Annotated in this window: 18 protein-coding genes, 1 tRNA gene and 1 pseudogene; 9 read left to right on the top strand and 11 right to left on the bottom strand. The window is 68.9% G+C overall.

Translation table 11 applies throughout. From position 1 onward, the window contains the following. The first annotated feature begins 50 nt into the window (after positions 1-50). Positions 51-1,298 (top strand): glutaminase, encoded by a 1,248-nt coding sequence (locus tag FSW06_RS03725; RefSeq protein WP_010122153.1) that lies wholly within the window; start codon positions 51-53, stop codon positions 1,296-1,298. A gap of 62 nt (positions 1,299-1,360) precedes the next feature. Here the strand turns inward: FSW06_RS03725 and FSW06_RS03720 are convergent. Together FSW06_RS03720 and FSW06_RS03715 are read right to left on the bottom strand one after the other, a co-directional pair. Next, a tRNA-Leu gene (locus tag FSW06_RS03720) sits at positions 1,361-1,437 on the bottom strand. 14 nt (positions 1,438-1,451) lie between these two features. Beyond that, the gene (locus FSW06_RS03715) at positions 1,452-2,150 is read right to left on the bottom strand and encodes a TetR/AcrR family transcriptional regulator (protein WP_010122152.1); all 699 of its coding nucleotides are present in this window, start codon (positions 2,148-2,150) and stop codon (positions 1,452-1,454) included. Between the two features lie 77 nt (positions 2,151-2,227). On the opposite strand from FSW06_RS03715, the gene polA reads away from it, so the two are divergent. Further along, complete coding sequence (polA, locus tag FSW06_RS03710) at positions 2,228-4,954, top strand: DNA polymerase I (RefSeq protein WP_010122151.1); 2,727 nt, start codon at positions 2,228-2,230, stop codon at positions 4,952-4,954. A gap of 152 nt (positions 4,955-5,106) precedes the next feature. On the opposite strand, the pseudogene FSW06_RS15090 reads toward polA, so the two are convergent. The 3 genes and pseudogenes from FSW06_RS15090 to FSW06_RS03690 all read right to left on the bottom strand — a co-directional run. Beyond that, positions 5,107-6,315: pseudogene (locus FSW06_RS15090) on the bottom strand (IS30 family transposase); the annotation flags it as partial. Positions 6,316-7,396: 1,081 nt separating this feature from the next. Further along, positions 7,397-8,104 (bottom strand): MgtC/SapB family protein, encoded by a 708-nt coding sequence (locus tag FSW06_RS03695; protein WP_010122147.1) that lies wholly within the window; start codon positions 8,102-8,104, stop codon positions 7,397-7,399. Positions 8,105-8,113: 9 nt separating this feature from the next. Then, complete coding sequence (locus FSW06_RS03690) at positions 8,114-9,088, bottom strand: DUF368 domain-containing protein (RefSeq protein WP_010122146.1); 975 nt, start codon at positions 9,086-9,088, stop codon at positions 8,114-8,116. A gap of 48 nt (positions 9,089-9,136) precedes the next feature. Between FSW06_RS03690 and FSW06_RS03685 the strand changes: the two genes are divergently transcribed. Both FSW06_RS03685 and rpsA read left to right on the top strand, forming a co-directional pair. Further along, positions 9,137-10,249 carry an isocitrate/isopropylmalate family dehydrogenase gene (locus FSW06_RS03685; protein ID WP_029450142.1) on the top strand — a complete coding sequence of 371 codons (1,113 nt, stop codon included), beginning with the start codon at positions 9,137-9,139 and terminating at the stop codon, positions 10,247-10,249. Between the two features lie 164 nt (positions 10,250-10,413). Beyond that, complete coding sequence (gene rpsA / locus FSW06_RS03680; RefSeq protein ID WP_010122142.1) at positions 10,414-11,877, top strand: 30S ribosomal protein S1; 1,464 nt, start codon at positions 10,414-10,416, stop codon at positions 11,875-11,877. Between the two features lie 251 nt (positions 11,878-12,128). Here the strand turns inward: rpsA and FSW06_RS03675 are convergent, their stop codons facing one another. Continuing rightward, positions 12,129-12,683, bottom strand: a complete 555-nt coding sequence (locus tag FSW06_RS03675; RefSeq protein ID WP_083827114.1) for an SDR family NAD(P)-dependent oxidoreductase — start codon at positions 12,681-12,683, stop codon at positions 12,129-12,131. Between the two features lie 114 nt (positions 12,684-12,797). On the opposite strand from FSW06_RS03675, the gene FSW06_RS03670 reads away from it, so the two are divergent. Further along, complete coding sequence (locus FSW06_RS03670) at positions 12,798-14,786, top strand: glucose PTS transporter subunit IIA (RefSeq protein ID WP_010122138.1); 1,989 nt, start codon at positions 12,798-12,800, stop codon at positions 14,784-14,786. A 21-nt stretch (positions 14,787-14,807) separates the two neighbouring features. Here the strand turns inward: FSW06_RS03670 and FSW06_RS03665 are convergent, their stop codons facing one another. From FSW06_RS03665 to FSW06_RS03655, 3 genes are all read right to left on the bottom strand, one after another. Then, positions 14,808-16,049, bottom strand: coding sequence for an MFS transporter (locus FSW06_RS03665; RefSeq protein ID WP_158005227.1), 1,242 nt, complete (start codon positions 16,047-16,049; stop codon positions 14,808-14,810). 96 nt (positions 16,050-16,145) lie between these two features. After that, positions 16,146-17,084, bottom strand: coding sequence for a MaoC/PaaZ C-terminal domain-containing protein (locus tag FSW06_RS03660; protein ID WP_010122134.1), 939 nt, complete (start codon positions 17,082-17,084; stop codon positions 16,146-16,148). Positions 17,085-17,093: 9 nt separating this feature from the next. Next, positions 17,094-18,428 (bottom strand): 3-oxoacyl-ACP reductase, encoded by a 1,335-nt coding sequence (locus tag FSW06_RS03655; protein ID WP_010122133.1) that lies wholly within the window; start codon positions 18,426-18,428, stop codon positions 17,094-17,096. Positions 18,429-18,646: 218 nt separating this feature from the next. Here FSW06_RS03655 and FSW06_RS03650 point away from each other — a divergent pair, with 218 nt between their 5' ends. The 4 genes from FSW06_RS03650 to FSW06_RS03635 are packed head-to-tail and all read left to right on the top strand — an operon-like array spanning position 18,647 to position 23,174. Then, positions 18,647-19,963: an acetyl-CoA C-acetyltransferase gene (locus FSW06_RS03650; protein WP_010122132.1), complete on the top strand. Its 1,317-nt coding sequence runs from the start codon at positions 18,647-18,649 to the stop codon at positions 19,961-19,963. 28 nt (positions 19,964-19,991) lie between these two features. Beyond that, positions 19,992-20,588 carry a dephospho-CoA kinase gene (gene coaE, locus FSW06_RS03645; RefSeq protein WP_010122131.1) on the top strand — a complete coding sequence of 199 codons (597 nt, stop codon included), beginning with the start codon at positions 19,992-19,994 and terminating at the stop codon, positions 20,586-20,588. Positions 20,589-20,598: 10 nt separating this feature from the next. Next, positions 20,599-22,722 (top strand): excinuclease ABC subunit UvrB, encoded by a 2,124-nt coding sequence (gene uvrB, locus FSW06_RS03640; protein ID WP_010122130.1) that lies wholly within the window; start codon positions 20,599-20,601, stop codon positions 22,720-22,722. 17 nt (positions 22,723-22,739) lie between these two features. Beyond that, entirely contained in the window at positions 22,740-23,174 is a 435-nt protein-coding gene (locus FSW06_RS03635; RefSeq protein WP_010122129.1) for a universal stress protein, read from the top strand. Here FSW06_RS03635 and FSW06_RS03630 read toward each other — a convergent pair. Both FSW06_RS03630 and FSW06_RS03625 read right to left on the bottom strand, forming a co-directional pair. Continuing rightward, entirely contained in the window at positions 23,152-23,646 is a 495-nt protein-coding gene (locus FSW06_RS03630) for a hypothetical protein (RefSeq protein WP_139024581.1), read from the bottom strand. The two genes, FSW06_RS03635 and FSW06_RS03630, sit on opposite strands and share 23 nt — an antisense overlap. A 98-nt stretch (positions 23,647-23,744) precedes the next feature. Continuing rightward, a complete protein-coding gene (locus FSW06_RS03625; protein ID WP_083827113.1) occupies positions 23,745-24,446 on the bottom strand; it encodes a MerR family DNA-binding transcriptional regulator in 702 nt (233 codons plus the stop codon). Positions 24,447-24,450: the final 4 nt, after the last annotated feature.

Below are 24,450 nucleotides of genomic sequence, written 5' to 3'. Positions count from 1 at the left end.
GACGCTTCGCCGGCCGCCCGCCGGTGGTGGGCTCTGTACCCTCGGGCCCCATGGAGATCCCGCTGCCGCACTATCTGTCCGCCACCCTCGACCGGGTCCGGGAGGACACCTCCGGCGCCGTCGCCGACTACATCCCCGAACTCGCCGCCGCCGATCCCGACCCGCTCGCCGTCGCCCTGTGCACCGCCACCGGCCACGTCTACAGTGCCGGCGACGACGGGGTGGAATTCTCCATCCAGTCGATCGCCAAGCCCTTCGCCTACGCCGTCGCCCTCCAGGAGGTGGGGGTGGAGAAGGTGCTCGCCACCGTCGGCATGGAACCCTCCGGCGAGGCCTTCAACGAGCTCTCCCTCGACGGCGGGACGCACCGGCCGGTCAACCCCATGATCAACGCCGGCGCCATCGCCGTCAGCCAGCTGATCAACGGGGAGGACTCGACCGTCGACGACCGGGTGGAACTGCTGCGGCACTACTTCTCCCGGCTCGCCGGACGCGACCTGCGGATCGACGAACGGGTCACCGGCTCCGAACTGGCCACCGCCGACCGCAACCTCGCCCTGGCCCACATGCTGCGCAGCTACGGCATCATCGCGGACACCGCCGAGGACGCGGTCGCCGGCTACGTCCGGGAATGCTCCATGCTCGTCACCGTCAAGGACCTGGCGGTCATGGGCGCCACCCTCGCCCTCGGCGGCCGCCAGCCGGTGACCGGGGACCAGGTGCTCGACCCGCGGGTGTGCCGGCAGGTCCAGTCGGTGATGGCCTCGGCCGGCATGTACGACGGGGCGGGGAAGTGGATGGCCGGGGTGGGGATCCCGGCGAAGTCCGGCGTCGCCGGTGGCCTGCTCGGCACCCTGCCCGGCCAGCTGGGCATCGCCACCTTCTCGCCGCGGCTGGACGGTTCCGGCAACAGCGTGCGCGGGGCCGAGGTCTTCCGCATCCTGTCCGACGACATGGGGCTGCACCTCATGTCCGCCCTGCCGTCGCGGGGCTCGGCGGTGCGCAGCATCCGCTCCCGGGGCCTGGCCACCGTCATCCGGCTGCAGGGCGGTCTCGGCTTCACCGGGGCGGAGGATTTCCTGTCCACCGTCGCCGCCCACGAACTGACGACCACCCGGGTCGTCGTGGACATGCGCCGGGTCAACGACACGAACAGTTTCGGCCGGGCCATGGTGCTCGAGGGACTGCGCCGGATCCGGGAGGACGGCCACCGGGTGGCGGTCATCGACCCCGACGGCCTGCTCGGCGACCGGCGCCTGGACGACGGGACCCAGGTGGAGACCTCCGAGGACGCGTAGCGGACACGGCCACGGATACAGACACAGATGCAGCCGCGACGCTGAGGCGTCACGGCTGCAGGTGGTCCCCCAGGTGAGACTCGAACTCACACTGGACGGGTTTTGAATCCGTTGCCTCTGCCAATTGGGCTACTGGGGGTACGCCCGGCGATGTTACCGGACCGGCTCGGTGGGCTGGCTGTGCGGGGCCTGACTTCCGGTGGCCTGGCTTTCCGGGGCGGTCTGCTGCACCGCGGTCCCGTCCAGCGCCCCCTGGATGAGCGCACCGTAGTAGCTGATGAAGCCGTCGTGCGCGCCGGGGCGGAAGTACTCCTTGGTTACCAGCCGTCGCATCAACGACAGTCCCGCGACCATGGACATCGCCGCTTCGGCCCGGGCCTCGGCGTCCAGTTCGGCGTCCTGCCCCAGGTTCGGCGCCTCCGCCTCGATCTTCTCGGTGAGGGCGGCGACGACCCGGTCCCGGTAGGCCTCACCGATGCGCTCGACGACCGCCCGGCTGCCGCCGGCGTCCGCGATGCGGTGGACCAGGGAACCCGGGTTATCGTCGGGGCTCTCCACGGCGCGCCGGGCCAGCTTCACACCGAGCTCACTGAACGGCAGGAGGGCGAGCCGGTCGGCGGTGATGGTGAAGTCGAGCTGCTCGACGAACAGTCCCTCCTTCGTCCGGAAGTACTTGATGATCAGCGGCGCACTTACCCCCACCTCGGCGGCGATCTCCTTGAGGGTGATCTCGTTGTAGGAGCGGGTGTTGAACACCTCTCGGGCGGCGTCCAGGATGGCCTGCCGGGTCTCTTCGGCGGTCCGGCGGATGGTGGGCACGCCTGTCGCCGTCAGGTCGGTCTGGTCAGTCATGGCGACTAGGATAGCCGCGACGGGTCGCGGAGGGGAGAATCTCCGCGCCGGAACGACGATTCTCACAGGAAGGGCACATGAGCCACACACCAGCCGGCAGCGGTGACAGCACGACGGAGAAGCCCACACTGCTGCTGCTCGACGGACATTCCCTGGCCTTCCGCGCCTTCTACGCCCTCCCGCCGCAGAACTTCTCCACGACCGGCGGCCAGTACACCAACGCCGTCTACGGCTTCCTCGGCATGCTGCTGGGCCTCATCGACAACGAGCACCCCACCCACATCGCCGCCGCCTTCGACCTCGCCGGCCCGACCTTCCGCTCCGAGACCTTCCCGGCGTACAAGGCGCAGCGCCCCGCCACCCCGCCGGAGTTCCACGGCCAGGTCGAACTGATCCGCGAGACGCTCCAGTCGCTGGGGGTGCGGACCCTCACCAAGGAGACCTTCGAGGCCGACGACATCATCGCCACCCTCTCGGTCCGCGGCCGCGAGGCCGGCATGCGCACCCTCATCTGCACCGGTGACCGCGACAGCCTGCAGCTCGTCAACGACGATGTCACGGTGCTCTACACGCTCAAGGGTGTCTCCGAACTCGACCGGTTCACCCCGGAGCGCGTCGCCGAGAAGTACGGGGTGACCCCCACCCAGTACCCGGACCTCGCCTCGCTGCGCGGCGACACCTCCGACAACATGCCCGGCGTCCCCGGCGTCGGCCCGAAGACCGCGCAGAAGTGGATCACCACCTACGGCAGCCTCGACGGGGTCATCGACCACATCGACGACATCGGCGGCAAGGTCGGCCAGTCGTTGCGCGACAACATCGACAACGTCACCCTGGCCCGCAACATCACCGAGATGGTCAAGGATCTCGACCTCGGTGACCTCGCCGGCCCCGGCGGGGAGCTGGACGCCCTGCGCCCGGCCGCCCCGGACCCGCAGGCCGCCCTCGGCATGTTCGAGACCCTCCAGTTCGGTACGACGCTGCGCAACCGCACCTTCCGCGCCTTCGGCGTGGAGTTCGAGGACACCGGTGCCACCACGCTGACCACCGATGAGCCGGGGGAGGGGAAGCTGGCGAAGTGGCTGACCACCCACGCCGGGTGGAAAGAGTCCCGCCCCGCCGGTGATGCGGCGGTCAACCGGCCGCTCGCCGTCGCCGTGACCGGGGAGGGCCTGCCCGCCGGCGGCCACGCCGACCGGCTCGCGCTGCTCGACCCGGTGCCCGGGGAGGACGCCGCACTGCACGCCGTCGAGATCGACCTGGCCGACCAGGACCCGAAGGACGAGGCGGCGCTGACCGCCTGGCTCGCCGACCCGGGTGCCCCGCTGTGGCTGCACGACGCCAAGGAGGCCTGGCACATGCTCCACGGCGAGGGCCTGGTGCTCGCCGGGGTGGAGCACGATACCGCCCTGGCCGCCTACCTGCTGCGCCCCGACCAGCGCAACACTGCCTTGGCCGAGGTCGTCCAGCGGCACGTCGGGCATGAGCTCGCGGCGTCCGCCCCGGTCGCCGTGCGCGCCCGGTGCGTCGCCGAACTGGTGACCGCGCTGACCCCCGAACTCGCCGGGATCGGTGCGATGGAGCTCTACCTCGACCTCGAGGTGCCGCTGGCGACCGTGCTGGCCCGGATGGAGTCCGCCGGCATCGCCGTCGACCGGGCCGCCCTGGAGGACCTCTCCGCCGACTACGCCGACAAGGTCGCCGCGGAGGTCGCCGCCGCCCGCGAACTCGCCGGGGACGACTCGCTCAACCTGTCGAGCCCCAAGCAGCTGCAGAAGGTCCTCTTCGAGACCCTCGACCTGCCGAAGACGAAGAAGACCAAGACCGGGTACTCCACCGCCGCCGCGGAGTTGGAGAAGCTCGCGGCCTCCCACCCGCACCCGTTCCTCGACCACCTCATGGCCCACCGTGAGTACCAGAAGATGAAGACCACCGTCGACGGGCTCGTCGAGGCGGTCGCCGACGACGGCCGGATCCACACCACCTTCAACCAGCGCGGTGCGGCCACCGGACGCCTCTCCTCCTCCGACCCCAACCTGCAGAACATCCCGGTCCGTACCGAGGCCGGACGCCGCATCCGCGGGGCTTTCGGTGTCGGAGCCGGCTACGAGACCCTCCTCACCGCCGACTACTCGCAGATCGAGATGCGCGTGATGGCGCACCTGTCCCAGGACCCCGGTCTCATCGAGGCCTACCGGCACGGCGAGGACCTGCACAACTACGTCGGCTCGAAGGTCTTCGACGTCCCGGTCGACGAGGTCACCCCGGAACTGCGCCGCCGGGTCAAGGCCATGAGCTACGGCCTGGTCTACGGACTGTCCCCCTACGGCCTGTCCCAGCAGCTCGGGATCTCCGCCGGGGAGGCCAAGGCCATCACCGAGAGCTACTTCGAGCGGTTCGGCGGGGTGAAGCGCTACCTCGACGAGGTCGTGGACAAGGCCCGGGAGACCGGCTACACCGCCACCCTCTACGGCCGGCGCCGCTACCTGCCCGAGCTGAGCTCCAGTAACCGGGTCGCGGCGGAGGCCGCCGGGCGTGCCGCACTCAACGCCCCGATCCAGGGCACCGCCGCCGACATCATCAAGCGGGCGATGCTGCGGGTCGACCGGGCGATGTCGCGGGCCGGGATGGCGTCCCGCGTGCTACTGCAGGTCCACGACGAACTCGTCGTCGAGGTCGCGCCGGGGGAGCTGGCCGCCATGACGCAGCTGCTGCAGGAACAGATGGACACCGCCGCCGAGCTCAGCGTCCCGCTGGACGTGTCCACCGGCACCGGCGACGACTGGGACACCGCCGGGCACTGACCCGGTGGCTGACTGCGGCGCTGGCCCGGCGCTGACCCCGGGTACTGGCCCCGGTGCCCGCGGAACGAACCGACAGGTCGATTTTCCGGTCCCAGAAAGGCACCGGCGGATTCTAGCGATCGACGCAACACCCTCACGGGTAGCGGATCTGCTTAAGCCTCACCGAGGATACCGTCCAGTTCCGCCCACATCGCCTCAGCGGGGGTAGCCCAGTTCAGTGCCTTCCGCGGCCGGTTGTTCATCAGCATCTCCACCTCCCGCAACCGGTCACGCCCATGGACCGACAGGTCCGTGGACTTCGGGAAGTACTGCCGCAGCAACCCGTTGGTGTTCTCGTTGGTGCCCCGCTGCCACGGGGAATGCGGATCACAGAAGTACACGTCCAGATCCGCGGCCACACTGATCTCCCTGTGCAACGACATCTCCGACCCCTGGTCCCAGGTCACCGACAACCCCATCTGGGCGGGCATGCCGGTGAACCGTTCGATCATCGCGTCGCGGACACTGAGTGCATCATGGGCACCGGGCAGGTGCAGCAGCATCACGTACCGGGTCTTACGGTCGACCAGCGTGCCGATCGCGGACTTGTTGTACGCCCCACAGATCAGATCCCCTTCCCAGTCACCGGGTACCGCCCGGTCCTCGATCTCAGCGGGCCGCTCGGCGATGCTGACCCGGTCATGGTCGCGGGGGATCCTCACCGCTGACTCCCTGGGTTTACGGGTTGTCCGACCGGTACGCAGGGCCTTTTTCACCTCACTGCGCAGGCTGCCCTTCGGGTAGACGTACAACGCCTGGTAAATCGTCTCAGTACACACATGCCACTCCGGATGCTCGGGGAAGTCCAACCGTAACCGGTGGGCGATCTGCTCGGGTGACCAGTGCTCCAGTCGTTGGGTGATCAGCGCCCGCAGCATCGGGTCGGCGTACACCTTCGACAACCTCGGTCGGGCCCGGCGGGCTGCGGCATGCCGGGTCGCGGTGAACGGGTTGTACACCAGGTCACCGGCCCCGCCGGTACTGCCGGTGTCGCCGGGATCGGCAGGATCAGCAGGATCAGCAGGATCAGCAGGATCACTGTTGCGGGCGAGTTCCCGGCTGATCGTGGACCGGTGCCTGCCCAGCTTCCGGGCGATCGCCGCCTTCGTCGCTCCCTCACGCAGCATCACCGCGATGGTGTCCCGTTCTGCCGCGGTCAGGTACCGGTCGGATATCACCCGGTCAGGGTCACGGTGGTGGACCGGGGCGGCCGGTGGCATCCGGGGATCGGGTGCCGGGGTGTCAAAGACCATCGGGGCGGGGATACTGTGCCGGCCACTGTGCCGACCACGTCGGCGGGTGGGTTTGGCCGTGGGACTGTGCCGGGCACGGTTCCCCCGGTGGGCACCACGATCGGCACTGTCGGCGGTGAACCCGGCTTTCCGGTCCACGGCGTCGGTGGCGTCGGTGGCGTCGGTGGCGTCGGTGGTGTCGGTGGTGTCGGTGGCGCGGCCCAGTTTGCGGTCCCTGCGGGCAGATGGTCGACGCACCGGTGCCGCCGGTGTCGCCGATGCCGCCTCAGACTCCACGGGGCCGCCGGCAGGCGGGTTCTTCCGGGCCCGGACTGCCGGTGCAGCAACCGGCGCGGGACTCGGTGCGGGACTCGGTGCGACCGGGCGCAGTGCGGCGCCGGGTTTACGCCGGAGCTGTCTGCGGCCGGCCCGTCCGGCATCACGCTGACGCTGATCAGCGGCGTGTTGGCGCCGAACCCGTTTCGGGGTGTCGACGGTGATCTGGTCGGCCACGGCGGTGTTCACATCTGATGAGTACACCCCGTCGGGATCCAGTTGCGACAGTGGCCTGCCGGTACTGGCCGCCGCTGTCGCCGGGGTCGCCCCGGACAGCAGTGCCCGGTAGAAACTGATGGTCGCCTCGTCGTAGGCATCCTCCGGCCGGGCGGGGGTCGGGAACCGGTTGGCCCAACCGCAGACGGTCTGACGGGTCACGTTGATCAGTGCGGCGACGTCAGCCTGGGTCATACCCGCGCTGACCAGGATCAGTGCGAGTTGCCGGACAAGGTGGTTGGGGCGGCGCCGTGGGGTGTGGAGCCCGTGCCGGGTCAACCAGTCGTTGACCGTGGTAGCCGGGCGGCCCAGTGCCGTGGATATCTGTCGGACGGTGGAGCCGGCGGCGTGCTCGGTGATCATCAACTCGCGCTCGGCGGGGGTGAAGGCGGTGAAGGCGAGGAGTCTCTGCGCGGGGGTGGATCGCGGTCCGGCGGTGGGCCGGTGCGAGGGGTTCGGTGTGGGCACTGTTCACTCCTGAACATGTCAGGGGTGTTGCAACGACCACTGGAACCCAAGACCTGGGTTCGTGAACCCGGCATCCGCGGGAGCGGACCGACCCCTCGGTTCGTGAACCCGACACCGGTGGCGGCGTTCACGGCGTCCCCGGGACCTGCTCCTAGTCGTCGTCCTCCTCGCTGAGGACCCGGACCGAGCGCACCCCCTCGATCCCGGAGAGCACTGTCACCAGGTCGCCGGGGGAGTGTCGGCCGGTCAGACCCATCTGCAGCCCCGTCCGCCCCTCGCCGGCGTCCGCCTGCTGACCCGATTCCTGCACCGACCAGCCCTGGTCGGTGAGCGCGGCGAGGATGACGCGCAGCAGTCCGTGCCCGTCGTCGTAGACCACGCTGATGTGCACCCGGGCGTCCCCGCCGGGCAGCAGGCGGGAGAGTGCCCGCAGTCCGTAGGTGATGACGAAGTGCAGGGCGGTCACCACGATCGCCAGCAGCCACAGTCCCGCCCCGGCGGCGGTGCCGATCGCGGCGGTCTCCCACACGCTGGCGGCGGTGGTCAGCCCGAGCACCGTGTTGCGGCGGGTGAGGATCAGTCCGGCACCGAGGAAGCCGATGCCTGAAACGATCCCGGCGGCGACACGGGAGGGGTCGAAGCTCACCTCGTCGCCGAGGACGTCGAAGAAGCCGTACTTGCTGACCAGGATGAACAGGGCGGAGGACGTTCCGACGATCGCCTGGGTGCGCAGGCCGGCGTTGCGGCCGCGCAGCCGTCGTTCCAGTCCGATGAGGGTGCTCAGGACGAAGGCGAGCAGGAGGAGACCGATCATCTCCAGCTCGTGCGTGTCAGAGGACGCTGCGGCCAGGACAGACATGCCGACATATTACGCCGGGTTCCGCTCCGCCTGCTCCCGCAGCCGGCGCCGCTTCGTGACCTGTTCCACGGTGACCATGGCGGCGACCACGCCGGCGCCGACGACGAAGAGGAGGACGGCGAGGCCGGTCTGGTCACCGGGTGCCTGCAGGTTCGAGTCCGCGTCCTGCCAGGGCCACAGGGCCCGCAGGGACCCGAGCAGCATGCCGGTCATGGTGAACAGTGTGAGGGTGCGCGCCCGGGTCAGCAGGGTCTCCATGACGCGCACGAACAGGACCAGTCCGGTCAGTGCGCCGAGCCCGAAGACGGCGATATAGCCCAGGTCGAGGTCACTGACCGCGTTGAGCGTGGCGGTGTAGATGCCGATGGCGTAGAGGAAGAAGGATCCGGAGACACCCGGCAGGATCAGGGCGCACACCGCGACGGCCGCGGCGATGAAGACGAGGAGCAGGTTCGGGTCGTCATTGTCGGAGGCGGAGAACCCGGTGGCGATGAAGGTGAACGCCGCGCCGACGAGGAACAGCGGGACCGCCACGGGGAGTCGACGCCGCAGGTCGGACCAGTCGATCATCAGCAGTGGGACGGCGAGGGAGACGGTGACCATCCCGAGGAACAGCGCCCGGGCCGGGGTCTCGTGGTCCTCGACGAAGCCGCTGACGAGGCCGGCCATGGCGAAGACCATGACCACCATCCCGATGCCCAGCGGCAGGAGCATCGCCCAGTCGACCGCCCGGATGCGCCGCAGTCCCTCCGCCCGGTCCTTCGGCAGGGCCTTGACCCCGTCGAGCAGCCGGTTGGCGTTGTAGAGCACCCGTTCGTAGGCGCCGGTGACCAGTGCGACGGTGCCCCCGGAGATGCCGGGGACGAGTTCGGCGGTGCCGATGAGCCCGCCGCGCACGGCGTTGAAAAGCAGGGCGCCGGGCGTCCGCGGTGTGGGCGGGAAAGCGGGCGGGCGTGGGACGGCGTTGTGGTTAATGTCGTTCACAGGACGCCATGGTAACCGGTGGAACACCCGGGCCCTATCATCGACGCCATGAGCCAGGCAGCGGACGCCACGACCCTCACCCTCGGATACTGGGACGGGGAGGGTATCGGCCCCGAGATCACCCCGCCGACCCGCACCGCCGTGGAGCAGGTGCTGGACGCCGCGAAAGTGGGCGTGACCTGGGTGCCGCTGGAACTGGGCATCGCCGCGTTCGACGCCACGGGCCGGGTCGTGCCGGACATCACGCTCGAGAAGATCCGCGGTCTCGACGGCTGGATCCTCGGCCCGCACGACAACGTCTCCTATCCGCCGGCGGCGCGGGCGCAACTCAACCCGTCGGCGGCCCTGCGGCAGTCGGCGGACCTGTGGGCGAACATCCGGCCGGTCGTCGCCGTGCCCGGGGCGCCGGCACCGGACCTGGACGTCACCGTGGTCCGGGAGAACACGGAGGGGATGTACGCCGACCGGAACATGGCCGCCGGCTCCGGGGATCTGCGGGTGACCACCGATGTCGCACTGGCGGTGGGGGTGTTCACCCGGCACAAGATCGCCCGGATCTGTGACCGTGCCGCGCAGATCGCCGCCTCCCGCGGCGGGATACTCACCGTCGCCCACAAGTCCAACGTGCTGACCCGCACCTCGGGGATGTACCTGGAGGAGGCGGAGCGTGCTGCGGCGGAGACCGGGGTGGAGCTGCGCCCGGTGCACATCGACGCCCTGTGTGCGGACCTGGTGCGGCGTCCGGCGCGGCACCGCACCATCGTCGCCGAGAACATGTTCGGTGACATCCTCAGTGACCTCACCGCCGCCCTCGGCGGGTCCCTCGGTGCAGCGGGCAGCATCAACGCCGGTGACCGGCAGGCGATGGCGCAGGCGGCGCACGGGGCGGCGCCGGACATCGCGGGGGAGGGGATCGCGAACCCGGCGGGGCTGATGAACTCGGCGGCGCAGTTGCTCACCCATCTCGGGTACCCCCGGTCGGGGGAGTTGCTGGCGGCGGCGGTGCGGGCCGCACTGCAGTCGCACCCGACGCCGGACATGGTCGGCACGGGGGTCGGTGCAGGGGCTGCCGCAGGGGCAGTCACAGGGGCTGCCGCACCCGTCGTGACCACCGCAGAATTCTCTGCCGGGGTGTTTGCGGCGGCTGCAGCGCTCGTGTAATGTTCACCACCGTTGCGCGTCGGTTGGATTGACTTCGAAAAATTACCCGGTAATTGCACAGGTGGATCCCCCGCGGCGCCGCGCCCGCCGGGGCTGCCGTCAAGGCAGATCGGGCGGATCCTGTCCACTTTACGAGAACAATCCGTTTCGGAGCACCTGCACATATGCCCACCAACAACGTTCCTCAGGTAGCCGTCAACGACATCGGCTCCGCTGAGGATTTCCTCGCCGCAGTCGACAAGACCATCAAGTACTTCAACGACGGTGACATCGTCGAAGGTACCGTCGTCAAGGTCGACCACGACGAGGTCCTCCTGGACATTGGCTACAAGACCGAGGGTGTCATCCCCTCGCGCGAGCTGTCCATCAAGCACGACGTCGACCCCGATGAGGTCGTCGAGGTCGGCGACGAGATCGACGCCCTGGTCCTGACCAAGGAGGACAAGGACGGCCGTCTGATCCTGTCCAAGAAGCGCGCCCAGTACGAGCGCGCCTGGGGCACCATCGAGGATCTCAAGGAGAAGGACGAGCCGGTCACCGGTACCGTCATCGAGGTCGTCAAGGGTGGCCTCATCCTCGACATCGGCCTGCGCGGCTTCCTTCCCGCCTCCCTCGTCGAGATGCGCCGCGTCCGCGACCTGCAGCCGTACATCGGCCAGGAGCTCGAGGCCAAGATCATTGAGCTGGACAAGCAGCGCAACAACGTCGTGCTGTCCCGCCGTGCATGGCTCGAGGAGACCCAGTCCGCGGTCCGCTCCGAGTTCCTGCACCAGCTCCAGAAGGGCCAGGTCCGCAAGGGCGTCGTGTCCTCCATCGTCAACTTCGGCGCCTTCGTCGATCTCGGCGGTGTCGACGGTCTGGTCCACGTCTCCGAGCTGTCCTGGAAGCACATCGACCACCCGTCCGAGGTTGTCTCCGTGGGCGACGAGGTCACCGTCGAGGTGCTCGACGTCGACCTGGACCGCGAGCGCGTGTCCCTGTCGCTGAAGGCCACCCAGGAGGACCCGTGGCGCGTCTTCGCCCGGACCCACGCGATCGGTCAGATCGTCCCGGGCAAGGTCACCAAGCTCGTCCCGTTCGGCGCCTTCGTCCGCGTCGAGGAGGGCATCGAGGGCCTGGTCCACATCTCCGAGCTGGCCGAGCGCCACGTGGATGTCCCGGACCAGATCGTGTCCGTCGGCCAGGACCTCATGGTCAAGGTCATCGACATCGACCTCGAGCGTCGCAGGATCTCCCTGTCGCTCAAGCAGGCCGACGAGGACTACTCCGACGAGTTCGACCCCTCGAAGTACGGCATGGCCGACTCCTACGACGAGCAGGGCAACTACATCTTCCCGGAGGGCTTCGACCCGGAGACCAACGAGTGGATGGAGGGCTACGACGCCCAGCGTGAGGCCTGGGAGGCCCGCTACGCCGAGTCCGAGCGCCGTCACCAGCTGCACGCCGCCCAGATCGAGCGTCACCGCGCCCAGGCCGCCGAGGCTGCCGCCGCCGGTGAGGGTGGATACTCCTCCTCCTCGAACTCCGAGTCTGCCGCCCCGGCACGCGAGGAGCAGACGACGGACGCCGGTTCGCTGGCCTCCGACGAGCAGCTCGCCGCACTGCGCGAGAAGCTGGCCGGTAACTAGTCCGGTCCCGCTGTCGGCCGCCTGAGCGGTCGACGGCAGTGTTCCGTTGCTCCGGAACATCTCCGACAGCCCCTGTGGATCCGTCCACAGGGGCTGTCGTCTGTCTGGGGGCGCCGGGCCCACCGGCCTGCCCGGCCGGAGTTGTCCCGAGCTGACCCGGTTCTGCGTTTCGGACCCGACGGAACTGACCGATCCGGGTCAACTCGTGCCACCGGTCCACGGCGCCGGCCGACGCGCACCAGCGCACGCGCCTACGTGAGCTTCCCCATGAGCCCGGCCAGCAGATCCACCACCCGGGCGTCCTTCCCGATGATCACCCGGGGCGTGCCATTCTCCACCGCCCGCACGATCTTCGCGGCGGCCGCCGCCGGCTGGGTGAGCAGCTTCCTCATCCGGGCCTCCGTCGCCGGATCCGCCTCCGTCTCGGCGGCGGACTCCACCCCCGAGTTCTTCGTGATCTCGGTGTTCACCCCACCCGGGTACACGACGGACACGGTCACCCCGGTCTTCCGGAGCTCGACCCGCAGCCCCTCGGTGAACAGTGCCACCGCCGCCTTGGACGCCCCGTAGGCGCTCTGACCCGGGACCGGGGCGAGGGCGCCCATGCTGGAGACGTTGACGACCGCCCCCTCACCCCGGGCGAGCAGCGCAGGCAGGAAGGCCCGGGTGACGTTCACCGTCCCGCCGAAGTTCACGGCCATGACCCGGTCGATCGTCGCCTGGTCGATCTCGCTGATGTCGACGAAGTCCTGGACGATGCCGGCGCCGCCGCCGGTGACGATGACGGTCTTTGCGGTGAGTTCCATGTCCACCGGTCTGGCACCCGACCGGGGGCAGGGGGTTCCACCCGGGGGTGGAGGACGCCTAGGGTGGCGGCAACACCTCCCTGCGGTACCCCCGTCTGAAAGGCCAGGAGAACCATGGCGTCCACCACCGACAGTTCACGGCGCATCCTCGAGGAGGTCGGCGGCGCGGACAACGTCGTCGACCTCACCTACTGCGCGACCCGCTTGAGATTCCGGCTTGCCGACCGCGACAGAGCAGACCAGAAGGCACTGGAGGCGGTACCGTCGGTGCTCGGCGTCGTGCCGCAGGGCGGTGACGGACTCCAGGTCGTCATGGGCGGTGGCGTCGCCGAGTTCTACAACGCCATCGTCAAGGAACCGGGGATGGGGGAGGAGGGGGCCGCCCCCGCGAAGAAGGAGTACGGGGGTGTCCGGGGGAAGTACGGGTGGGTCAACTACGCGTTCGAGTTCCTCTCGGACTCCTTCCGGCCGATCCTCTGGGCGCTGCTCGGTGCCTCGCTGATCATCACCCTCGTCGTCATCGCGGACACCCTCGGCTGGCAGGATTCCCGCGCCCCGCTCGACGAGCAGCCGACCGGCTATGTGCTGCTGCATGCGATGTACCAGTCGGTGTTCTACTTCCTGCCGGTCATGATCGGCGCGACCGCGGCCCGCAAACTCGGGGCGAACGAGTGGGTCGGTGCGGCGATCCCGGCGGCCATGCTCACCCCGGAGTTCCTCTCCCTCGGTGAACAAGGGGACACGGTCCACATCTTCGGCATCCCGCTGGTCCTCAACGACTATTCGGCGCAGGTCTTCCCGCCGCTGATCGCCGCGATCGGCCTGTTCTGGGTGGAGAAGGGCCTGAAGAAGATCATCCCGTCCGCGGTGCAGATGGTGTTCGTCCCGTTCTTCTCGATGCTCATCATGATCCCGGCGACCGCGTTCTTGCTCGGACCGTTCGGCATCGGCATCGGCAACGGGATCTCCGACTTCCTGCTGTGGCTCAACGACGTCTCGCCGTTCATCCTGGCGATCGTCATCCCGCTGATCTACCCGTTCATGGTGCCGCTGGGCCTGCACTGGCCACTGAACGCCATCATGATCCAGAACATCGCCGTGCTGGGCTACGACTTCATCCAGGGGCCGATGGGCACCTGGAACTTCGCCTGCTTCGGCGTGGTCGCCGGGGTACTCGTCATCTCCGTGCGCGAGAAGAACTCGGGCATGCGCCAGCTCTCCCTCGGTGGCCTGATGGCCGGCCTGTTCGGCGGTATCTCGGAACCGTCCCTCTACGGTGTGCTGCTCCGGTTCAAGAAGTCCTATGTCCGCCTGCTGCCCGGCTGCCTGGTCGGCGGCATCATCGCCGGCTTCTTCAACATCAAGGCCAGTGCGTTCGTCTACACCTCGCTGCTGACCTTCCCGGCGATGGATCCGTGGGGCGGCTACCTGCTGGCTATCGCCGCGGCGTTCTTCACCTCCATGGTGCTGGTGGTGCTGTTCGACTACCGCGGCAAGGACGAGAGGGCGGAGATTCTGGCCCAGCTGGAGGCGGAGCGTCAGAAGGCCAGCGCCGAGGAGGACGCCCGCGTCGCCGCCGCGGCACCGAAGGCTGCGCTGCAACCCGGTGCGGTCACGGTGGTCACCTCTCCGGTGGAGGGCAAGGTGCTGCCGCTGTCGGAGGTGCCGGACCCGGCGTTCGCCGGTGGGGCGCTGGGCAACGGTGTGGGCATCGACCCGAGCGGGGACACCATCCTCGCCCCGGCGGACGCCACGGTGCTGACCATCCAGAAAACCGGGCACGCTGTCGGCCTGCGGCTCGACAACGGCATTGAACTGCTCATCCACATCGGTATCGACACGGTGAAGATGGAGGGTGACGGGTTCGAGAACCTCGTCGAGAAGAAGCAGAAGGTGGCGGCGGGCACGCCACTGGTCCGGTTCGACCGGGAGAAGATCGAGGCGGCCGGCTATTCTCCGGTCACCCCGGTCGTCGTGGTGAACACGAAGAAGTTCGCCGAGGTCGAGGGGATGCCCGCCCCGGTCGCCGCCCCCGGTGACGACATCATCACCGTGACGGCGAAGGCCGCGGCGGACGAGCACGCCGGAGCGGATGCCGAGTAGACCGGCAGCAGCCCCGGGAGGTCACCGGGGATCGGAGACCTCCAGGCCGCGGATCCTGACCACCAGGATTCCGGACGCCGCTGCGAGCGCCGCGGCCAACACGGTCAACGACCAGTTGAGTCCGACAGCGGTCGTGAGGACGCCCACCACCAGCGTGGGCAGAGAATTGCCGCCGAAGATCTTCGCGAAGAACACCGCGGTCTGGGGTCCCTCGGTGGCGGGGTCAGTCGTGCGTTCGTAGACGGCGGTCGCCATCACGAAGACCACGCCGAGGCTCACTCCGCCGATGACTGATCCCAGGACTGCCACGGTCGCGGAGAATGCGCCGGGACTGTCTGAGGCGACGATGACGGCGCCCGCCGTGGCGACCGCGCTGACCACGCTGCCGCCGAGTCCCCACCGCAGCGCCCGGCTGATGTCGGTGATCCGGCGGGTCGCCAACTGCCCGACGAGCATCGCGACGAAGAAGAGGAAGGGGACCACGGCGGCGAGCCCGGGGGAGGCGGCGTCCCCGATGACGGTGCCGAGACCGAGGAACAGGCCGCCCAGTGACCAGGACGTCGCACCGGCCCAGCCACCCAGGGCGTTCCACGTGCGGTGATCCTCCTCGCGGGCCGCGAGATGCTGTGGCCGTCGTGCTGTGCACGCCTGGTCCGACCCGGTTTCCGACCCGGTGTCCGTCCCGGGGTTCTCACCCGTCGGGGGACGTCGGACCACGGCGACGACCAGGAATCCCAGGGTGAGGAGCAGATGGAGGGCGAACAGGATGCGGTCGGCGTCCCCGGAGACGCCGGTGAGCAGTTTCGCCCCGAACAGTCCGAGGCCCAGGCCCGCCGAGGTCATCAGTGCCAGGACGAGCGGGTCGAAGCGTCCCCACCGGCGCCGCTGGAGGTCGAGGAGGATCTGTGGGGCGGCGGCGTTGAGGAATGCCACGGTGATGCCCTGGACGGCTCTGCCGACGAAGAGCAGGAGCACGTTCGGTGCGGTGAGGAAGACGATGTCCGCGAGCACCAGGGCGACGGTGCCGATCAGGTAGAGGCCCCGGGGTGTCGTCCGCCTGAGAATCAACGGGGTACACAGCAGTGCAGGTACCAGCGTGAAGGCGTAGACCGCGAAGAGCAGGGACTGGACTGAGGTGCTGAATCCGAAACGGTCCCGGTAACTGTCGAACAGCCCGGACGGGAAGCCGACGCAGAGGAGGGCGAGGAACAGCCCCAGTGGGACAAGGGTGAAGGTGGTTGACTGCCGGGAGGTTGTCGTCACGGAGGTCTCCATGCTGTGTCGGTGGTACAGAAAACCGGGCGCCCGACAGTGGAGAAGTCGGACGCCCGGGTGACGCTCAGTCGGTCACTCAGCCGGTCAGGCGGGTTCGACGCGACCGATCGCGTGGAGGGTCTCCAGCTTGGAGGCCTTGCGCAGCTGGAGGTTCCAGGCGTCGCCGTCCTTCGCCGCGAAGAACGCGACCTTGGTGGGCAGGACGACCGGCTTGGCGAACTCGACGGTGAACCGGGAACCACCGGTGGGCAGTTGCCCCTCCAGGCCGCTGAGCAGCCGGGCGGCGGACCACATGCCGTGGGCGATGCGGGCGGGGAAGCCGAAGGCCTTCGCACCCAGCGCCGAGACGTGGATCGGGTTCTTGTCGCCGGAGGCCTCCGCGTAGTAGCGGGTGATCTCCGGGTTCGCCTCCCAGGTGGCGGTCGGGGTGGGGTCCGCCGGCACCTCGGGACGCTCGAACAGCGAGCCGGAGTCCTCCGGGCGGGCCTTCACCGCGGCGTCCGCCGAGGAGGAGAGCTTCGCGCCCTTCGCGAGGAAGCCGGAGGTCTGGGTCCACACCGGGGTCCCGCCGGGGTTGCCCTCGGCGTCCTCGACGAAGACCTCGGTGACCATGTCGATGAGCAGGCCCTTGCGGTGGGTCCGCAGGTTCTCCGCACGGGTGCGGACGGTGAGCACGTCATCGACGGTCAGCGGACGGGTCTGCGTGATGTCGTTGGTGAGGTGCACGGCGCCGACCGCGTTGAACGGGAAGTCGGGGGTCGCCATGACCTTCATCGCCAGCGGGAACGACAGCACGTACGGGTAGGTGGCCGGCAGCTCGTTGGTGAGCCGCAGCCCGGTGGACGCGCAGTAGTCGCCCAGGTGGGCGATGTCGACGGTCACGCCGGTGACCTCGAAGCCGGTGGTCGGGTCGGCCTTCGCGGAGCGCTTGGCGCCGATCACGGGGACGAGGTCCTTCGCCGCACCCTTGTACTCGTCCATGAGCTCCGGGACGGCGGGGAGGGTCGTGTAGGTGACAGTCATGCGGTCCCCCTAGGCGCCCATCAGGTGCTGGCCGCAGACACGCAGGTACTGGCCGGTGACCGCACCGGCACCGTTACCGGCGAAGAAGGCGACTCCCTCGGCGACGTCGAGCGGCTGACCACCCTGGGACAGGGAGTTCATCCGGCGGCCGACCTCGCGGGTGGCGGTCGGCATGGCGTCCGTCATGGCGGTCTCGATGAACCCGGGGGCGATGGCGTTGACGGTGATTCCCTTCTCGCCGAGCGGGCCGGCGAGGGCTTCGGCGACACCGATCATGCCGGCCTTGGACATCGCGTAGTTGGTCTGGCCGCGCTGGCCGGCGAGGCCGTCCATCGAGGACAGGGTGATCACGCGGCCGCCGTCGGCGAGGCCGCCGTTCTCGACGAGCTTCTCGGTGATGCGGATCGGGGCGATGAAGTTGATGGCCTGGACCAGGTTCCACTTGCCCTCGTCCATGTTCGCCAGCAGCTTGTCGCGGGTGACACCGGCGTTGTGGACGATGATGTCGACGTCGCGGCCCCAGCGCTCCTCGGCGTGGGCCTTGATCTGCTCGGCGGCGTCCTGCGCGGTGACGTCGAGCGGCAGGGCGGAGCCCTTGACCTCGTTGGTGGTCTGGGCGAGGGCCTCACCGGCGGCAGGGACGTCGACGAGGATGACGTCGGCACCGTCACGGTGCAGGACGCGGGCGATGTCGGCGCCGATACCGCGGGCGGCACCGGTGACCAGCGCCAGCTTGCCGGCGAGCGGGGCGTCCCAGTCCTCGGGGACGGTGACCTTCGTGTCGTCGACGCGGATGACCTGGCCGTCGACGTAGGCGGAGCGGCCGGAGAGCACGAAGCGGACCGGGGCCTCGACACCGGAGAGGTCGTCGGAGACGGCCGGGTCGACGTAGATGAGCTGGGCGGTCGCACCGCGCAGCAGCTCCTTGGCCAGCGAGCGGGTGAAGCCCTCGATGGCGCGCTGGGCGATACGCTCCTCCGGGTCCTCGATGGCCTCGGGCGTGGTGCCGATGACGAGGAAGCGGGCGGAGGGGCGGACCTTGCGCATCTGGGGGTGGAAGAAGTCGTAGAGGTCCTTGATGTCCTCGGGCTTCTTGATGCCGGTCGCGTCGAAGACGATGGCGGACTTCTTGATGTCGGTGTCCGCGTCGACGAACTGGTAGTCGTCGGCGAGACGGTCGCGGAGGCCGGCGGCGATGCGGCCGTCGCCGGCGAGGACGACGGGGCCGTCGAGGTAGGGCTCACCCTTCTTGTAGCGGTGGAGCGGCTCACCCTGCGGGACGCCCAGCTTACCTGCGAAGCTGGAGTTGATGATCTGGTCCAGCAGGCCCTTGTTGGAAGACAATGTCGTGTTCTCCTTGGTCTGTGTCGGTCTGTCTCGGTCGGTTATCCGGAAGCCTACCCCGCGGGCGGCCCGAACAATGTATGTTCTTATTCGTACCCTAGCGTGTGACTCCGTACCATGTCCGGTAAATCCGTGATACGGATAACAGTACCCCCGCGGGGTCACCGGTCGGCCCCGACCGGTTGACACCACAACGATGACAGAGAGAGTTTCTACCCATGACTACTTCCTCCCCGCGCAAGGTCGCCATCCTCGGCGGCAACCGCATCCCCTTCGCCCGTTCGAACAAGGAGTACTCGAAGGCCTCCAACCAGGACATGCTCACCACCGTCATCGACGGCCTGGTGGCACGGTTCGGCCTGCAGGACGAGGAACTCGGCCTGGTCGTCGCCGGCGCCGTGCTCAAGCACGCCCGTGACTTCAACCTCACCCGCGAGTGCGTCATCGGCTCGGCGCTGAGCTCCACCACCCCGGCCTTCGACCTCCAGCACGCCTGCGGCACCGGCCTCTCCGCCGCCGCCCAGGTCGCGGACGCCATCGCCCTCGGCCGCATCGAGGCCGGCCTCGCCGGCGGTACCGACACCACCTCGGACGCCCCGCTGGCCGTCAACGACGAGCTGCGCAAGACCCTCATCAAGGTCAACAACGCCAAGTCCACCCCCGAGATGCTGAAGCTGCTCGGTTCGGTGCGTCCCTCCCAGCTGGCCCCGGAGCAGCCGCAGAACGGCGAGCCCCGCACCGGCCTGTCGATGGGCGACCACGCCGCGATCACCGCCCGCGAGCTCGGCATCACCCGCGAGGACCAGGACGCCCTCGCCGCCGAGTCCCACCGGAAGCTCGCCGCCGCCTACGAGGAGGGTTTCTTCGACGACCTCGTCACCCCGTACCTCGGCGTGCAGCGCGACACCAACCTGCGTCCCGACTCCAGCGTCGAGAAGCTCGCCAAGCTCAAGCCGGTCTTCGGCAAGAAGGATGCCGCGGCCCACGGCACGCAGGCGACCATGACCGCCGGTAACTCCACTCCGCTGACCGACGGCGCCTCCGTCGTCCTGCTCGCCAGCGAGGAGTGGGCCAAGGAGCACAACATCCCGGTCCGCGCCTACTTCGTGGACACCGAGACCGCCTCGGTCGACTTCATCAACGGTCACGACGGGCTCACCCCCGACGGCCTGCTGATGTCCCCGACCTACGCCGTTCCGCGCCTGCTGGAGCGCAACGGCCTGACGCTGCAGGACTTCGACTTCTACGAGATCCACGAGGCCTTCGCCTCGCAGACCCTCGCCACCCTGAAGGCCTGGGAGTCCGAGGACTACTGCCGCGACCGTCTCGGCCTGGACAAGCCGCTGGGTGCGATCGACCGCTCCAAGCTGAACGTCAAGGGCTCCTCGCTCGCCGCGGGCCACCCGTTCGCCGCGACCGGTGGCCGGATCATCGCCACCGCCGCCAAGCTGCTGGAGCAGAACGGTGGCGGCCGCGCGCTGATCTCCATCTGCGCCGCCGGCGGCCAGGGCGTCACCGCGATCATCGAGCGGTAGTACCGGCCGGCCGGGTAGCCTGGCCGGCATGTACATCATCGGACTGACCGGGGGCATCGGCTCCGGTAAATCGACCGTCTCCGCCCGCCTCGCCGAACTCGGCGCCACGGTGGTGGACGCCGACCTCATCTCCCGGGAGGTCGTGGAACCCGGCGAGCCGGCGCTCGCCGAACTGGGGGAGACCTTCGACGGCGTCCTGAAGGCCGACGGCACCCTGGACCGGGCGGAGCTCGCCCGGCAGGCCTTCAGCAGCCCCGAGGGCACCGCGAAGCTCAACGCGATCACCCATCCCCGGATCCGGGAGCGGACCGTCCGGCAGTTCCGGGAGGCCGCCGAGGCCGGCGTGCGGTACCTGGTCTACGACATGCCGCTGCTCATCGAGAACAGGGAGACGGACAAGGTCCAGACCGTCCTGGTGGTGGACGCCCCCGACGAACTCCGGATCCGCCGGCTGGTCGACCAGCGCGGCCTCGACGAGGCCGACGCCCGGCGCCGGATCGACGCCCAGATCGACCGGGAGACCCGGCTGGCGGCGGCGGACACGGTCCTCGACAATTCCGGCACCCGGGAGGACCTCCTCGCACAGGTCGACGCGTTCTGGGCGGGGCTGCCGGGACAGTCCTAGACTGGGCGGCATGGCTTTCGCAGCAGAGCATCCCGTCCTCTCCGAGTCCGAGTTCCGGCCGGTCGGTGAGGTCGAGCGTACCGACAAACCGTTCGAGGTCGTCAGCGACTACGAACCCGCCGGCGACCAGCCCACCGCCATCGCCGAACTCGACAAGCGGCTCAATCGCGGGGAACGCGACATCGTGCTCATGGGTGCGACCGGTACCGGCAAGTCCGCCACCGCGGCATGGCTCATCGAGAAGCAGCAGCGGCCTACCCTCGTCATGGCCCCGAACAAGACCCTGGCGGCTCAGCTGGCCAATGAGCTGCGCACCCTGCTGCCGAACAACGCCGTCGAGTACTTCGTCAGCTACTACGACTACTACCAGCCCGAGGCGTACATCGCGCAGACGGACACCTACATCGAGAAGGACTCCTCGATCAACGACGACGTGGAGCGGCTGCGCCACTCGGCGACCTCGAACCTGCTGTCCCGCCGCGATGTCGTGGTCGTCTCCTCGGTCTCCTGCATCTACGGCCTGGGCACCCCGCAGTCCTACCTGGACCGGTCGGTGGTGCTCAAGGTCGGCGAGGAGGTCGACCGCGACCAGTTCCTCCGCCTCCTCGTCGACATCCAGTACGACCGCAACGACATCTCCTTCACCCGGGGTGCGTTCCGCGTCAAGGGCGACATCGTCGACATCATCCCCGCCTACGAGGAGCTGGCGGTGCGCGTCGAGTTCTTCGGCGACGAGATCGACAGTCTCTACTACATCCACCCGCTGACCGGGGACGTCGTCAACGAGGTCTCCGAGATCCGCATCTTCCCGGCGACCCACTATGTCGCCGGCCCGGAGCGGATGGAGAAGGCGATGGAGGACATCCGCGCCGAGCTCGAGGACCGGGTCGCCGAGCTGGAGAACCGGGGCAAACTCCTGGAGGCGCAGCGGCTGCGGATGCGCACCGAGTACGACCTGGAGATGATCCAGCAGGTCGGGTACTGCTCCGGCATCGAGAACTACTCGCGCCACATTGACCAGCGCGAACCGGGGTCCGCCCCCGCCACGCTCATCGACTACTTCCCGGACGACTACCTCACCATCATCGACGAGTCCCACGTCACGGTCCCGCAGATCGGCGGCATGTTCGAGGGCGACATGTCACGCAAGCGCAACCTCGTCGACTTCGGCTTCCGGCTGCCCAGCGCCCTCGACAACCGGCCGCTGACCTGGGAGGAGTTCGACGACCGCAAGGGGCAGTGCGTCTACATGTCCGCCACCCCGGGCGACTACGAGATCGCGGCGGCCGGCGGCGAGTTCGTCGAGCAGGTCATCCGTCCGACCGGTCTGGTCGACCCGAAGATCGAGGTCCGGCCGACCGACGGGCAGATCGACGACCTCATCGAACAGATCCGGCAGCGGGTGGACAAGCAGGAACGGGTCCTTGTCACGACGCTGACCAAGCGGATGGCGGAGGATCTCACCGACTACCTGCTGGAACACGGGGTGAAGGTCCGCTACATGCACTCCGACATCGACACGCTCAAGCGCGTCGAACTGCTGCGCCAGCTCCGGCTGGGGGAGTTCGACGTGCTGGTGGGCATCAACCTGCTGCGCGAGGGTCTCGACCTGCCGGAGGTCTCCCTCGTCGCGATCCTCGACGCGGACAAGGAGGGGTTCCTGCGGTCGCAGCGGTCCCTGGTGCAGACGATCGGCCGTGCCGCCCGCAACGTGTCCGGCGAGGTGATCATGTACGCGGACAAGGTCACCGAGTCGATGCAGTACGCCATCGACGAGACGGAGCGGCGCCGCACGAAGCAGATCGCCTACAACACCGAGCACGGCATCGATCCGCAGCCGCTGCGCAAGAAGATCGCCGACATCCTCGACCAGGTCTACGAGAACCGGGCGGAGGAGGGGAAGCCGGTGCCCGGCGAGGCGGCGTCCGGCATCGGGGCGGACGCCGAGGTTGCGGCCCCCGGCCGGGAGACCGGCTCGATGGCGCGTCCGGAGCTGGAGAAGCTCATCGCCGACCTCACCACGCAGATGCAGGACGCCGCCCGGGAGCTCAAGTTCGAGCTCGCCGGACGGCTCCGCGACGAGATCGCGGACCTGAAGAAGGAGCTGCGCGGCATGGTCGAGGCCGGTCTGTGATGGGGTATCCTGGGGCCATGACTTACAGCACCATCGTTGTCGGGACCGACGGTTCGGATTCTTCGGTACTGGCGGTGAAGCGGGCCGCGGCGATGGCGGTCGCGTTCGACGCGCACCTGGTCATCGGCTGTGCGTACTACGCCGACGAGGACGCCGCGGTGCAGGCCGTGCGGATGGACTCGAACACGGTGGTGGGGGATTTCCCGGCGCAGCAGAACCTCGACGCCGCGGTCGCCGCGGCCCGCGAGCTCGGCTGCACGGACGTGTCGACGGCCGTGAAGTCGGGGTCGCCGGTGGAGGCGCTCATGGGCATCGTCACGGATACGGGCGCCGAGCTGCTGGTGGTGGGGAACCGGGGCATCAACTCGCTGACCGGCCGGCTGCTCGGCTCGGTGCCGGCGGATGTCGCCCGGCAGTCGGACTGCGACGTCATGATCGTCCACACGGTGTAGCCGGGTCGTCGACCCACAGCAGCAGCGCCTCGACGTGCAGTGTCCTGCGTGACTGCCACGGCCAGCGGTCAGGGTCGGTCACCGGTACCGCGCCCGACAGGACGACCTTCATGTTCGTTCCGGTGCCGTTGCCGATGACGAGGGCGTCGTCAACCACGGCTGCGCGCTCCGCACGATGGGTACGGTGCCGGAGGAACTCCCGTATGTCATCCCGGGGAATGGTGAGCAGGGGAGTGCGGCCCTGCCGGATCACCAGTGACGTCGCGTCGATATAGTGCGGGTAGACCAGCCGTCGACCGAAGAACGCCCAGAGCAGAAGCAGGGAGTACGCCGATATCACGGTGACGGTTATCCGGACCGGCAGCGACCGGACCAACAGCTCGACCGCGGCTACTTCGACCGCGGTCACGGCGGTCAGCACGACCGGCAGAAACCAGAGACCGCTGGTGGCGGTCAGAACTGTGGCGTTCACGGGAACCACACGGCGTCCGGTGACCAGGCGTGCGAGATCCTGCCAGAGATGGATTTCCCCGACCAGGAGTCGGAAGCCCGGATGTCGGAGCAGGAAATTCACGGTGTCACCTCGGCCAGGATTGCTTCGAGAGCCTGTCGCTGTGCTCCTTCTGTCGGGTGGTCGGCGGGTGTGAGAGGGAGGTCGCCCGGGATGAGGGTGTCGGTGAGCCCGGCGGTGATGCCGTGCCGGGCAGCGTGGCTGCACCGTTCCACGAGGGAGGAGACCGCTGGGGCACCTGGTCGCAGGGTCCCCAGTTCATCCCAGGCCCTGTAGCCGTCGGCGGTCAGCCTCCGGCGTTGCAGGTCCGGCAGTGTCCGGCGTAGCAGGCGCCAGGTCTCCGGGGTGGTCATACCGGTATCCACCATCAGCTGGAGTGCGGCGCGCTCCTGTGTGAGGTGTCCGGAGTGCCCGTGCGGTCTGAACCACCGGAGAGTGCTGTCGAACAGAGCGACGACATCGGGAGGGATGCGGCGGTCGCCCGCGAGCATGTCGAGGAGAGTCTGGCGTTGCAGGCGGAGCTGGTCGATACGGGTCTCGACGGCGGTGAGCGCCTCCTGCAGGTCGGCATCGGCTGCGGAGGCGGGGACACCGGCCCGGGTTATGGTCGTCAGGCGGATGAGACGGGCGATGTCGTCGAGACGGTAGTCCCGGTATCCGTTGGAGCTCCGGGGTGGCTCAGGGAGGGCTCCGGTGCGGTGATAGTACCGGATCATCCGGGGTGAACAACCGGCAACTGCGGCGGCGTCGCTGATTCTCATGCTG

Source organism: Corynebacterium nuruki S6-4 (genome assembly GCF_007970465.1).
GTDB lineage: Bacteria > Actinomycetota > Actinomycetes > Mycobacteriales > Mycobacteriaceae > Corynebacterium > Corynebacterium nuruki.
The sequence above is the reverse complement of the archived record's forward strand: the minus strand, read 5'-3'. Positions and strand labels throughout refer to the sequence as shown.